This is a genomic window from Falsibacillus pallidus (assembly GCF_003350505.1).
Classification (GTDB): Bacteria; Bacillota; Bacilli; order Bacillales; family DSM-25281; genus Falsibacillus; species Falsibacillus pallidus.
In genome coordinates this window covers 97,760-110,131 of the sequence record NZ_QQAY01000009.1, presented here as the reverse complement: position 1 = coordinate 110,131, position 12,372 = coordinate 97,760, and the positions used below count along the sequence as shown (strand labels likewise).

At 42.4% G+C, this 12,372-nt stretch carries 15 protein-coding genes; all 15 read right to left on the bottom strand.

Annotated features, from left to right (window positions below; all coding sequences use genetic code 11):
* Positions 1-84: 84 nt before the first annotated feature.
* The 15 genes from DFR59_RS13855 to spoIIM all read right to left on the bottom strand — a co-directional run bounded on the left by DFR59_RS13855 (position 85) and on the right by spoIIM (position 12,367).
* Positions 85-1,569 carry a spore germination protein gene (locus tag DFR59_RS13855; RefSeq protein WP_114746257.1) on the bottom strand — a complete coding sequence of 495 codons (1,485 nt, stop codon included), beginning with the start codon at positions 1,567-1,569 and terminating at the stop codon, positions 85-87.
* Positions 1,556-2,128 carry a stage V sporulation protein SpoVABEA gene (gene spoVAEA / locus DFR59_RS13850; protein ID WP_158538392.1) on the bottom strand — a complete coding sequence of 191 codons (573 nt, stop codon included), beginning with the start codon at positions 2,126-2,128 and terminating at the stop codon, positions 1,556-1,558. Before spoVAEA ends, DFR59_RS13855 begins: the two co-directional genes overlap by 14 nt.
* A 36-nt stretch (positions 2,129-2,164) precedes the next feature.
* Positions 2,165-2,587 carry a stage V sporulation protein AB gene (locus DFR59_RS13845; RefSeq protein ID WP_114746255.1) on the bottom strand — a complete coding sequence of 141 codons (423 nt, stop codon included), beginning with the start codon at positions 2,585-2,587 and terminating at the stop codon, positions 2,165-2,167.
* Complete coding sequence (locus tag DFR59_RS13840) at positions 2,577-3,197, bottom strand: stage V sporulation protein AA (RefSeq protein ID WP_114746254.1); 621 nt, start codon at positions 3,195-3,197, stop codon at positions 2,577-2,579. Before DFR59_RS13840 ends, DFR59_RS13845 begins: the two co-directional genes overlap by 11 nt.
* A gap of 125 nt (positions 3,198-3,322) precedes the next feature.
* Positions 3,323-4,081, bottom strand: coding sequence for an RNA polymerase sporulation sigma factor SigF (gene sigF, locus DFR59_RS13835; protein WP_114746253.1), 759 nt, complete (start codon positions 4,079-4,081; stop codon positions 3,323-3,325).
* A 12-nt stretch (positions 4,082-4,093) separates the two neighbouring features.
* Positions 4,094-4,534 (bottom strand): anti-sigma F factor, encoded by a 441-nt coding sequence (gene spoIIAB, locus DFR59_RS13830; RefSeq protein ID WP_114746252.1) that lies wholly within the window; start codon positions 4,532-4,534, stop codon positions 4,094-4,096.
* A gap of 2 nt (positions 4,535-4,536) precedes the next feature.
* Complete coding sequence (gene spoIIAA / locus DFR59_RS13825) at positions 4,537-4,887, bottom strand: anti-sigma F factor antagonist (protein ID WP_114746251.1); 351 nt, start codon at positions 4,885-4,887, stop codon at positions 4,537-4,539.
* A 115-nt stretch (positions 4,888-5,002) separates the two neighbouring features.
* Positions 5,003-6,169 (bottom strand): D-alanyl-D-alanine carboxypeptidase family protein, encoded by a 1,167-nt coding sequence (locus tag DFR59_RS13820; protein ID WP_114746250.1) that lies wholly within the window; start codon positions 6,167-6,169, stop codon positions 5,003-5,005.
* A 144-nt stretch (positions 6,170-6,313) separates the two neighbouring features.
* A complete protein-coding gene (locus DFR59_RS13815) occupies positions 6,314-7,624 on the bottom strand; it encodes a pyrimidine-nucleoside phosphorylase (protein ID WP_114746249.1) in 1,311 nt (436 codons plus the stop codon).
* A gap of 23 nt (positions 7,625-7,647) precedes the next feature.
* Positions 7,648-8,463 (bottom strand): purine-nucleoside phosphorylase, encoded by an 816-nt coding sequence (locus DFR59_RS13810; RefSeq protein ID WP_114746248.1) that lies wholly within the window; start codon positions 8,461-8,463, stop codon positions 7,648-7,650.
* An 11-nt stretch (positions 8,464-8,474) separates the two neighbouring features.
* Entirely contained in the window at positions 8,475-9,656 is a 1,182-nt protein-coding gene (deoB, locus tag DFR59_RS13805) for a phosphopentomutase (protein ID WP_114746247.1), read from the bottom strand.
* A 206-nt stretch (positions 9,657-9,862) separates the two neighbouring features.
* The gene (xerD, locus tag DFR59_RS13800; protein ID WP_114746246.1) at positions 9,863-10,756 is read right to left on the bottom strand and encodes a site-specific tyrosine recombinase XerD; all 894 of its coding nucleotides are present in this window, start codon (positions 10,754-10,756) and stop codon (positions 9,863-9,865) included.
* Positions 10,757-10,761: 5 nt separating this feature from the next.
* Positions 10,762-10,989, bottom strand: coding sequence for a YqzK family protein (locus DFR59_RS13795; RefSeq protein ID WP_114746245.1), 228 nt, complete (start codon positions 10,987-10,989; stop codon positions 10,762-10,764).
* A 143-nt stretch (positions 10,990-11,132) separates the two neighbouring features.
* Positions 11,133-11,594 (bottom strand): ferric iron uptake transcriptional regulator, encoded by a 462-nt coding sequence (fur, locus tag DFR59_RS13790; protein WP_114746244.1) that lies wholly within the window; start codon positions 11,592-11,594, stop codon positions 11,133-11,135.
* Between the two features lie 125 nt (positions 11,595-11,719).
* Entirely contained in the window at positions 11,720-12,367 is a 648-nt protein-coding gene (gene spoIIM, locus DFR59_RS13785; RefSeq protein WP_114746243.1) for a stage II sporulation protein M, read from the bottom strand.
* Positions 12,368-12,372: the final 5 nt, after the last annotated feature.

The window sequence follows — 12,372 nt, the reverse complement described above, 5'->3', positions numbered from 1 at the left end:
CACTGTCTATCACGACCTGCATTCTATTTTTATTTTGCCTTAAACTTTATCATAGAAATCTTTGACATGCAATAAAACGATGGCTCATTCTTTGAGCGGCTGTTTGAATTTGTTCCTTGGCTGAACAATGCTTGGCCGTACGACAGAACCAGGCACAGACCGTCTGATGAGGATCTGCAGAAATGCCATGGGGCTGAATGGGATCAATGGCCATAAATATGGAGTATTGAGTGATTTCAGCCTCGCAAGAAGTATCACATAAATTGTAGAGCCCATTACCAGACCCGGGACACCAAAGATTGCTACGATGAATAGCAGGGACAGCCTTACTAATTTATTTGCTACGCTCAATTCATAGCTTGGCGTTGAAAATGTCCCGATGGCAGCAACGGAAATATACAATATGACCTCCGGTACAAACAGCCCCACATCGATCGCGATCTGCCCGATCATAACTGCAGCGATTAAACCCATCGCAGTGGATAATGGGGTCGGCGTATGAATGGCGGCAATCCTTAAGAATTCCAGACCAAGGTCTGCTATTAAAATCTGGATCAATATCGGGATATGGGTCTGTTCATTTGGGCCAATGAAGGCTATCCTGTCGGGAAGCAGAGACGGCTGCTGTACACAGAGATACCAAAGTGGAATTAGGAATATCGATGATAAAATCCCTAAGAATCTTACCCACCTGACAAATGTACCGACCGCAGCTGATTGACGGTACTCTTCCGCATGCTGAACATGATGAAAATAAGTTGTAGGAGTGATGATGACACTTGGAGAAGTATCAACAAATATGAGGACATGCCCCTCAAGCAAATGGGTCGCGCCGACGTCCGCCCGCTCTGTATATCGGACCATTGGATATGGATTATATCCCTGTTTGACGATGAATTCTTCTACAGCTTTATCAGCCATTGATAGCCCGTCGATCTTAATATTGGTTATTTCCTTCCTTATTGTATTAATCAAATCGGGGTTGGCTACATCCTCTATATAGGCAATGGATATATCCATTTTTGAACGTTCGCCTGCTTTGAACATTTCAAACCGCAGCCGTTCATCCCTGATCCTTCTTCTCGTAAGAGCTGTATTGACGATGATGTTTTCGACATACCCGTCACGTGAACCCCTTACCACTTTTTCTGTATCCGGCTCCTGCGGCTGTCTTCCAGGGTAGCTTCGGACGTCTACGATCAGTGCTTTTTCTTCGCCTTCCACTAAAACGGCAATCAAACCAGATAGTACTTGGTCAACCATTTCATCAATCGTTTTGACGGGCTGTACCGATTGATGGATCAGCCTGTTTTCAACAATCTCGTATAATTTGGAAGAGAGTCTTTCATTATCGTTGATTTCAATGAGTTCCTGGAATAATTTTATGATGTACTGCGTATCGCACAGTCCATTCACATAATAGATATGAACATCCTTTTTGAGGATCTTCAGTTTCCGCAAGCCCAGGTCGAAGCTCGTGCCTAAGCCCACCCTTTCCTTCATGTATTGTTCCATTTCTTTCAGATTGTGAGGAATCGGCTTTTTCGTGTTCAAATCACCCTTTGGCATTGAACCCGCTCCTTTCCATGATGATTTCAACTGCTTTTTTTGTAATTGGAGCTCCTTTATCGGAAGAATCTTTTTTCGCCATTTTTCCAATATCCCCGATTCCTACGATGATGGGAACATCCAGCTGATCCAGACAATAGACCGTATCTCCATTGATTCGTCCGATATCCATTTCCGGCACACCGTACTTGTCCACACCGTTGCTGGTCAGATTTCCCTCGTTATCAATGCAGACATCCACTTTGGTCCATTCGGCATCCTTTGTCCTTGAAGCAACTGCGATGACTCCGAGAACTTCTATCTCTTTATGATTTGCTACATATTTCATCGCCTGCTCCCCTGACCCTTCCCCGAGAAATCCGCTGTCATCAAACATAACAAATACAGGATCATAAGGGGTTTTCTTAATCAGCTTCACAATATCACTTCCACTGAGAACAGAAGGATTGCCGCAAGATTGGGAGATGCATCTTCCATCGTATATTTTGGCCACTGCCTCAACGGCCTTTCGTGCATATGCGTCTCCATCTGTAATCAAAATGACACGATGCTTCTTCATTGATAACACCTTCTTTTCCATATAAGGCTGCAAACATCATTGATCTACAAAATACATCCAATGAAACAGGGAACCCAATACTTTTCCAAAAACAATCGCCATCAATAAATACACGATTCTATCATCAATCCCAATCCGCTTTGCAAGGATGGGGAATACATTTAATACCTCCGTCAATGCAGCTGCCAGCATACCAGTAAATATCCCGCTGCCCAGTCCAATGAATATCAATAGATAGGGAGTCCACGAAAACGATTCGCCCCGCAGCCCAAGCCACCCGCCTGTTACAGCTCCGAATATGACTGCCCATTCGTAATAATGGATCATCTTCATGGTCTTCGTCAGCTGTGTCAAACGGGGGATGATCCCAAGCACAGTCAAAAATGCGACAAATCCCGATCCTACCGCCAATCCTCCTGCCAGTCCGACAAAAGCCATGAACAATACTTCAATCGTCATCAATGTGTTTCATACTTTCCTTGTTTTCATTCATGATGACATACTGGTCTAGATCGGACTGGTAATTGAACATTTCGACCTCCAATGGACTCGGTTCTTCATTGATTCTTTTCCGAAAGACATGATTGAAAAATAAAATCATCCCTACCCCAAGACCTAGCGAATAAGGAATCTGGAAAATGAGAGGCTTTTCATTTTTATGGCCGGTAATAATTTTATATAGGTTCTGATGCACTTCCCTCATGCTGACGTCTTCATGAAAATTCATTATGGCCAGCCCTGCACCAATAAAAAGGAGAAGCCAGACAAGTATGAACATCGGAATCGACATCCTCTTCTTCTTATAAATTACCTCGACAATGGTCTGTGATGGGCCGATGGTTTGGATATCACATTCCGGGAAGCGTATGCTCAAGTGATGCAGGACCTTCATGACATCGATGATGATGATGTTCTGATCTTCCTCTGTCACTTGATAGACAACCATGGAGTTAATTTCCTCCAACAATGCCTCCGGTGCTATTACTTGTGCCATTCTTTTTAAGATAACGGGACTTTCAGGGTGAACTTGTATGCGGTGCCGTAATTTTAAGTAAATGGATGATTCCATTTTCTTCACTTCCTGAACATGAATTTCCTTGTATACGTTAGTATGAGTCAAATCAAATACTTCATGAAAGCCAATAAATAGAAAAAGCATGGCTGAGAATCAGCCATGCTTTTCTTATATCCAGTTTATACATCCATCCGGTCTTTCATTTGCTGGAGTATTTTTTTCTCCAGCCTGGAAACTTGGACTTGCGAGATGCCAAGTCTTTCCGCGACTTCAGATTGGGTTTGATCTTTATAATACCTTAGATACACGATAAGGCGCTCCCGTTCATCAAGCTCGAGGATTGCCTCCTTGAGGGCAATTTTATCAAACCATTTATGTTCATTTTGATCAGCGATTTGATCAAGGAGCGTGATTGGGTCACCATCATTTTCATAAACCGTCTCATGGATGGAAGATGGAGATCGGCTGGCTTCTTGGGCCATCACCACTTCTTCAGGTGAAAGCTCCAGGTACTCAGCGATTTCATTAACCGAAGGCACTCTTCCGAACTTTTTCGATAGCTCATCCTTCGCCTTTCGGATTCGGTTCCCCATTTCCTTCAAGGATCTGCTTACTTTCACAGTACCGTCATCACGGATAAATCGTTGAATTTCTCCAATAATCATCGGTACAGCATATGTTGAAAATTTCACATCATAGGAAAGATCGAATTTATCAACAGATTTCAGCAATCCGATGCTTCCGATCTGAAAGAGGTCATCCGGTTCATAGCCCCTATTTAAGAACCGCTGTACGACAGACCATACAAGCCTCATATTTTTTTGAATAATGATGTCCCGTGCTTCCTGGCTTCCATCCTGGCTGAGCTTGATCAGCTCTTTCACTTCTTGATCCTTCAGATATCCCTTTTCATTTTCTTTTTTCAATTCCACATCCATAGGCATAACCCCTTAATTGCAAAGCGCTTTACTTTTAGTGAGGTGCTTTTTCATGCGAATGGTGGTGCCTGTACCCGGATGTGAATCTACCTCTACTTCGTCCATGAAATTTTCCATGATGGTAAAGCCCATACCTGATCTTTCAAGTTCCGGCTTTGTTGTATATAATGGCTGGCGTGCTTCTTCAATATCATTGATTCCCATGCCGTCATCCCGTATCGTCAGTTCAACCACACCGTCTTCAATGGCTGCTGAAATATAGACCATTCCGGCCGGGTTGTTGTCGTAGCCATGGATGATCGCATTGGTTACAGCTTCAGAGACAACCGTCTTCAGTTCTGTCAATTCATCCATTGTGGGGTCAAGCTGTGCGACAAAAGCCGCTACCGTCACCCTGGCAAAAGATTCATTCTGGCTTAGAGCGCTGAATTCAAGGTTCATTTCGTTTCTCATGCTTACGCAACCCCCAATCTTTGTAAAGCAAACTCTTCTGACGGTTCTAATCGAATGATTTTGAATAGGCCCGACATTTCAAATAGTCTTTTTACAGAAGGAGAGATTGCGCAGACGACCATTTCTCCATGCTTTTGTTTAATTTGTTTATACCTTCCCAATATGACCCCAAGACCTGAGCTGTCCATGAAAGACAGATGCTCTAAATTCAAGATAATGTGGCGGATTTCATATTTCTCAATTGCATCAGAGGCACTTTCACGCAGTGATTCGGCGGTATGATGATCCAGTTCACCTTGAAGACGGATACACAACACTTCATGCTTTACTTCTAAATCAATAGCAAGACTCACTATTACAGTCCTCCTTAAAAGTTGTATAGTGAGTCAATTCTATTTTATAAAGCCGGATTCCTTCTAGATGACAAAACTAGAAGGAATTCGCCATTTTAAGTGAATATCCGCCAGATTAATTGCCGTATTTTGCAAAAATCCCGAATGATCGTTTATAAAGCTTCCACCAGCTGGCCTTTGCGACATTTTTCTTCGCCACGAGTGTGGATTGGACCACTACTTTTCCATCCTTTTTTATGGTCAGGGTGCCAATTGCATCCCCTTTGGAAACAGGTGCCTTAATATTTTGATCGAGTTTGACGATTTTCTCGACCTTATCCGTTTTCTCTCCTTTTTTAAGGAGGATGGAAATCGGTTCATCTGTATACGCTTCTACTTTATTCTCGCTGCCTTTACTGACGGAAGTTTTGCCCATTGCCTGCCATTTTTCATATAACGGTTTTGTTGTATATTGCGCAAACGCATAATCAAGCATCTGGCTTACCTGAGCGTTTCTGGATTTAGTAGTAGGCGCCCCGAATACTACAGCCACTACACGCATATTGTCTTTTTTGGCTGTCGCTGTCAGACAATATTTTGCTTCGTTTGTAAATCCTGTCTTCAATCCATCAACTCCTGGATAGAAGCGGACTAATTTATTTGTATTGACGAGCCAGAATTTATTATCTGTATTCTCTCTTAAATAGGACTCATATGTTCCTGTAAATTTCGTGATATCTTCGTATTTAAGGAGTTCTTTCGCCATCATTGCCATATCATATGCAGAGCTGTAATGATCTTTTGCAGGCAGCCCTGTAGCATTCTGGAACTTAGTATCCTTCAATCCCAATTCTTTTACTTTTTTATTCATCATTGCTACGAAAGCATCTTCACTTCCGGCAATTTTTTCTGCCATTGCAACTGAGGCATCATTTGCAGATCCAATTGAAATCCCCATGAGCATCTGCTTCACGGTCATTTCTTCACCCGGCTCCAGGAATATCTGGGAACCGCCCATTGAAGCTGCATACTCACTAGTCCGGACTTTATCATCCCATTTCAGCTGTCCCTGTTCTAATGCCTGCATAATTAAAATCATCGTCATGATCTTCGTCATCGATGCAGGCGGAAGTTTTTCATGACTGTTTTTATCATATAAAATGCTTCCGGTATCTCTTTCAATTAAAACCGCTGATCTTGCATCATCTGCCAAAGCAGGGCCTTCTTCTTTTGCAAAGAGTGGTGTGAAACTCATGGAATACATCATTATTGCCGCTGTTACTGCTAATGCTAAACGTTTCATGCTTGATCCCTCCGAAAAAACAGTCTAAATTGGTATTTTTACCTTACTAGCCCATTCTTTCCATATAAATCAATATTATACTTCCAGACATAACAAAAAGCCGATGGCAGAGCCACCGGCTTTTCAGTCGTTCAGGGATTCATTTTACTTTTGAAAATGGACTTCTTCATGCACAAGCTTTGGTGCATCGACTTTTTCTTTAGAAACCTTGATATTGGAATAAAGCTTGTCTTTCACATCTTCCACATCATTGGAATTGGCATAAATAGTGACAAGGGATTCTCCTTTTTTCACTTCATCGCCAATCTTTTTGCGCAGCATCAAACCAACGGCCAAATCGATTTCTGATTCCTTCGTCGCTCTTCCTGCCCCAAGGAGCATAGCTGCTGTGCCAATCTCATCTGCAACAATTTCAGAAACATACCCATCTTCCTTCGCTTCCAATTCAAAGGTATATTTTGCTTGAGGGAGCTTTTCAGGCTGATCGATGACTGAAGCATCTCCACCTTGAGCTGAAAGGAATGTTTTGAATGATTCGAGTGCTTTGCCGTTTTCCATTACTTCAATCAGCATCTTCCTTGCTTCCTCAGCTGAAGAAGCTTTGCCGGCTAAAAGAACCATATTGCTTCCGAGTGCCAAGCATAATTCGGTAAGATCTTCAGGGCCTTCACCTTTTAATGTATCGATGGCTTCTTTTACTTCCAATGCATTTCCAATAGCAAAACCTAAAGGCTGGCTCATATCAGAAATGATCGCCATTGTTTTACGGCCGACATTATTGCCGATATTAACCATTGCTTGGGCAAGATCGCGGGAATCATCCAGCGTCTTCATGAATGCACCTGCACCAGTCTTTACATCCAGTACAATCGCGTCAGCACCTGCAGCGATTTTTTTGCTCATGATCGAACTTGCAATCAATGGAATGGAGTTGACAGTGGCAGTTACATCTCTCAATGAATACAGCTTTTTATCGGCAGGAGTCAAATTACCGCTTTGACCGATAACGGCAATCTTGTTTTCGTTGACTAAACGGATGAATTCCTCATTTTCAATTTCAACATGGAATCCTTCTACCGCCTCAAGCTTATCGATTGTTCCGCCGGTATGCCCTAGGCCTCTTCCGGACATCTTGGCTACAGGTACACCCACTGCTGCTACAAGTGGTCCAAGAACAAGCGTTGTCGTGTCGCCTACTCCTCCAGTAGAATGTTTGTCGACCTTTACGCCGTTGATGGCGCTTAAATCAATCGTATCACCGGAATGAACCATAGCCATTGTCAGTTCCGCGCGTTCACTTTCCGTCATCCCTTGAAAATATACCGCCATCGTCCAGGCGCTCATTTGATAATCCGGGATTGACCCATCAGTATATCCTTTGATGATGAATTGAATTTCTTCCTTGCTCAATTCTTTTCCATCACGCTTTTTTTCGATTAAATCAACCATTCTCATGTTTGACACCACTTTCTGCTGTCCTATATCGCAGCTGTTATTTCCTTTACGTATGTTAAGAAATTTGTTTTTACCATTTCAGTCGTTTCAATGACCTCATCATGAGTCAACGGCTGGTCCAGAATGCCTGCAGCCATATTTGAAATGCAGGAAATGCCAAGCACTTTCATTCCTGCGTGGCGTGCGACGATGACCTCAGGAACAGTTGACATCCCTACTGCATCTCCACCAAGTGTACGGAACATTCTAATTTCAGCAGGTGTTTCATACATAGGACCTGTGTTTCCGACGTATACACCTTCTTGGACATTGATGCCCAGTTTTTCAGCGATTTCTTTCGCCATTGTGCGGAGCTGTCTATTGTAAGCTTCAGACAGATCAGGGAAACGGACCCCTAATCTGGAATCATTCGGCCCGATTAGCGGGTTGCCGCCCATATTATTGATATGATCGGAAATGATCATCAAATCTCCAGGCTCAAAGCTTTCATTAACACCGCCTGCTGCATTCGTCACAATCAATGTTTCAACTCCAAGTTCTTTCATGACACGGACAGGGAAAGTCACTTGATTGAATTCATAGCCTTCGTAATAATGAAATCTCCCCTGCATGGCCACAACTTCTTTTCCATTTAATTGGCCAAATACAAGTTGTCCAGCGTGTCCTGCGACAGTTGAAACCGGAAAATCAGGGACCTCACTGTAAGGGATCCTCACAGGATTTTGAATTTCATCGGCAAGTACTCCAAGGCCTGATCCTAAAATTAATCCAATGGCGGGAGTACCGGTATATTTGTTCTGTAAAAATTCAGATGCTTTCTTTATTTGTTCTAAGTTCATCAATATTCTCCTTAATCAAGCTCACTTAAGAAGCTTTTTCCGTATTGAGGCATTTTCACGCCGAAATTTTCTGCAACAGTAGCACCGATATCTGCAAATGTCTCTCTGATCGGCAATTCTTTTCCTTCTTTCATACGCTTTGAGTAGACCAGCAATGGTACATATTCACGCGTATGATCCGTACCAGGGGCAACAGGATCATTTCCATGGTCTGCAGTGATGATGAGCAAATCTTCATCACCCATTTTTTCGAATACTTCAGGAAGCCTTGCATCATATTCCTCCAACGCCTTCCCATATCCTTCAGGATCACGTCGATGCCCGTATAGTGCATCAAAGTCAACCAGGTTAAGGAAGCTCAAACCATTGAAATCCTTATCCATGACTTTGATGAATTGATCCATTCCATCCATATTGGATTTAGTACGGATCGCTTCCGTAACGCCCTCTCCATCATAAATGTCAGAAATCTTCCCGAGCGCAATGACATCTTTTCCGGCATCCTTCAATTCGTTCATGACGGTCCTGTCAAACGGTTTCAAAGCATAATCGTGTCTGTTGCTTGTACGTTTGAAGTCGCCCGGCTCTCCAACAAATGGCCGTGCAATGATTCTTCCGACCATGTATTTTTCATCAAGTGTCATTTCTCTTGCGATCTCGCAGATATTATACAGCTCATCCAATGGAACAATTTCTTCATGGGCTGCAATTTGAAGGACGGAATCAGCGGATGTATACACAATCAGGGCACCTGTATCCATATGCTCTTTTCCCAGCTCATCGAGAATTTCCGTTCCACTTGCCGGTTTGTTCCCGATGATTTTCCGTCCGGATTTCTCTTCCAATGCATTAATTAATTCATCCGGGAATCCATCCGGAAAAACTCTGAACGGTGTTTCAATGTTCAGACCCATGATTTCCCAATGGCCGGTCATCGTATCTTTTCCATTTGAAGCTTCCTGCATTTTTGTATAGTAGGAAAGAGGCTTGGAAGCTTTCTCAATCCCTTGTAAACTACGGATATTAGAAAGTCCGAGCTTTCCCATATTAGGCATATTCAAGCCATTCATTTTCTCTGCAATGTGACCAAGGGTATCTGCCCCTTTATCATTGAATTTCTCAGCATCCGGAGCCTCTCCTATGCCTACGGAATCCATCACGATCAAATGAATTTTCTTATATGTATCTTTCATGTGAACACCCTCCCGAAATTTATAAAATAAAGCGTTTTCATCGCTGCTAAACCTATCATACCCCTTTTTATGGGGGTTAACCACTATCGCTATACGTCAGAAGTCTGACATCTATATTGTAATCTATAAGGCGCTGATTTTACAAGAAAAAAAGCCTTCTCCCATTGAAGTTTTCTTTACTTTCTTCAATAGGAAAGGCTGTTTCTTTATGCCCTTGGGTGGAACTTGGAATAGACATCTTTCAATCTCGTCTTGGTGACATGCGTATAGATTTGGGTTGTGGATATATCTGCATGTCCCAGCATCTCCTGGACGGCACGCAGGTCCGCACCATTTTCCAGCAAATGTGTGGCAAACGAATGCCTAAGTGTATGTGGAGTCAGTTCTTTTTCAATATTTGCCTTTTTCGCGAGTCCTTTAAGGATTTTCCAAAAACCCTGCCGCGTCAACCGATTGCCATGGTGATTCAGAAATAATGCATCTGTCTTATACTTGGAAGATCTTAACCGTAAACGGCTTCCGCTCATGTATTTCTCCAATACTGTAACAGCAGTCCGTCCAATGGGAATAATCCGCTCCTTGTTCCCTTTTCCAATGCACTTTACAAATCCCATAGTCAGGTGGACATCATCCAGGTTCAAACCTATCAATTCACTGACACGAATGCCGGTAGCATATAGGATTTCAAGCATCGCCTTGTCCCTGGCTCCGATCGGCGTGGAATCATCCGGTGCTTCAAGAAGGGATTCAACCTCTTCCAGACTCAAAACTTTAGGGAGACTCCTCCCGTGCTGCGGAGTGTCGATATGGACAGACGGATCTGCTTCAACCGCTTTCTCCCTTAATAAGAATTGATGGAATGATCTTATGGATGCAATATGGCGTGCTATGGTCCTGACTGATTTCCCCTGTTGTTTGAGGTGGCCTAAAAAATGGACGATATGCGTTCTTGCCACATCATTTAAAGAATCCATTCCCTCTACCTTCATTAAGTAGTTGATGTACGCTTTCAAATCTCTCTCATAGGATACGATTGTATTTTTGGCCAATCCCTTTTCCACTACCATGTAATGGATAAAATCTCTTAAATGGTCCTCCACATTCATTACTCCCCGTCTAAATAAAAGAGCACCAGCCGGTTGAACCAATCTACATCTTCCCCTGTAGCTGAATTGTAAACTTTCACAGCAGCCCCTTCCGGCTTATCATACTTATGATAATCCTGATACTCTTGGTTTACCCACATAATACCACAGTAGAAGAGGATCGTGCATCCAGTAAATAAGATGAAAACCTTCATTGACTGCCAGAATAATGCTAGCCACGATCTCAAATGGCCCCTCCCCCTTTTCGAAAAATCCATTAATACAAGCTATGCCAGTCTGGACATTTTTTATACCTGGATCCTTAAAAAGACCCGGAGGAAGGACTTCCAAAAACGAAAAAAGACCATTTCCCACTGGAAAGGTCTTTTGTTTATTGTGAATCATCATTTTCATTTTTATCTTGGCAGCGCCAGCATATTCCGTGGAATGTCAGACGATGGTCTTTAATCTTGAAATTCCATCCCTTTTCTACCACAGCTTCTACTTCTTCCAATAGATCTTCCTGGATTTCATCCACTGCACCGCATTCAATACATACTAAATGATGATGAAAATGCGCTGCGCCTTCTTGGCGGAGATCATATCGTGAAACGCCGTCGCCAAAGTTGATTTTATCGACTACCTTAAGCTCGGTTAGCAGTTCCAGCGTTCTGTAAACTGTAGCAAGCCCGATTTCAGGTGATTTATCCTTAACGAGGAGGTATACATCTTCTGCACTTAAATGATCCTCTTCATGTTCAAGCAATACACGCACAGTTGCTTCGCGCTGCGGAGTAAGCTTATAGCTAGCCGAATGCAGTTGTTTTTTAATACGGTCAATTCTGCCTTCCATGTCAAGAGTTCCTCCCTCGCCACTGTCTATCCTATTATACCAGACGAAGGGAAATAAGCAAAATAAAATTATTATCAACTGGGGTTTGTATTTATTATTTTATAATAATTAATATTATATAGTATTTACTTTTTAATCGAAGTGACGATTGATTTCATCAGGCCAGGAGACAAATAAGCTTCTATCCCTGCCGAGATGGACACCACCCCGATTGCCAGCACAAAAGCAGCAATATATCTTCCAAAGATCGGACCGAAAATAAAATTCATATTTTGCTTCATGAAAATCTTTCGAATCAATTTGATAGAAAAACTAACTGCCAAGACAGTGATAAAAATAAATATCGGGATAATAAATAGATTTTGTGGCAGCACGGTTACAAATGAAAGGAGAAATCCTCCCCATCCCATTTGATTGACTAAAAAACCTACAGTAAAACCTACCACAACACCCTTCATGAACAAGAGTATCAGAATTAAAGGCAGCCCGATGATCGAAATGCCGAGTATCCATATCAGACCCAGGAATTTTATATTATGAAGGAAGCTTTGTCTGAAAAGATCTTCAGATGCTGCTACTTTCCCATCTGACACCTGTCCAAAAAACTGGCTCAAATAATAGTATAAATCTTCTTTTTGCGCAATCGATAAACTATTTACCACAATCGCCCCAAAGATGACACCCATTAGGAATAGGACGATGATGAATGAATAGATTGAGGAGTTTTCCTGAATATGATGTGTGATAGGATTCGCCGATATTCTTTTCCGCATCTACA

Excerpts from the sequence above, each read along its gene's own strand:
- DFR59_RS13855 (WP_114746257.1), bottom strand. The coding sequence starts at position 1,569 with ATGCCAAAGGGTGATTTGAACACGAAAAAGCCGATTCCTCACAATCTG.
- spoVAEA (WP_158538392.1), bottom strand. The coding sequence starts at position 2,128 with ATGAAGAAGCATCGTGTCATTTTGATTACAGATGGAGACGCATATGCA.
- DFR59_RS13845 (WP_114746255.1), bottom strand. The coding sequence starts at position 2,587 with ATGACGATTGAAGTATTGTTCATGGCTTTTGTCGGACTGGCAGGAGGA.
- DFR59_RS13840 (WP_114746254.1), bottom strand. The coding sequence starts at position 3,197 with ATGGAATCATCCATTTACTTAAAATTACGGCACCGCATACAAGTTCAC.
- sigF (WP_114746253.1), bottom strand. The coding sequence starts at position 4,081 with ATGGATGTGGAATTGAAAAAAGAAAATGAAAAGGGATATCTGAAGGAT.
- spoIIAB (WP_114746252.1), bottom strand. The coding sequence starts at position 4,534 with ATGAGAAACGAAATGAACCTTGAATTCAGCGCTCTAAGCCAGAATGAA.
- DFR59_RS13820 (WP_114746250.1), bottom strand. The coding sequence starts at position 6,169 with ATGAAACGTTTAGCATTAGCAGTAACAGCGGCAATAATGATGTATTCC.
- DFR59_RS13815 (WP_114746249.1), bottom strand. The coding sequence starts at position 7,624 with ATGAGAATGGTTGATTTAATCGAAAAAAAGCGTGATGGAAAAGAATTG.
- DFR59_RS13810 (WP_114746248.1), bottom strand. The coding sequence starts at position 8,463 with ATGAACTTAGAACAAATAAAGAAAGCATCTGAATTTTTACAGAACAAA.
- deoB (WP_114746247.1), bottom strand. The coding sequence starts at position 9,656 with ATGAAAGATACATATAAGAAAATTCATTTGATCGTGATGGATTCCGTA.
- fur (WP_114746244.1), bottom strand. The coding sequence starts at position 11,594 with ATGGAAGGCAGAATTGACCGTATTAAAAAACAACTGCATTCGGCTAGC.
- spoIIM (WP_114746243.1), bottom strand. The coding sequence starts at position 12,367 with ATGCGGAAAAGAATATCGGCGAATCCTATCACACATCATATTCAGGAA.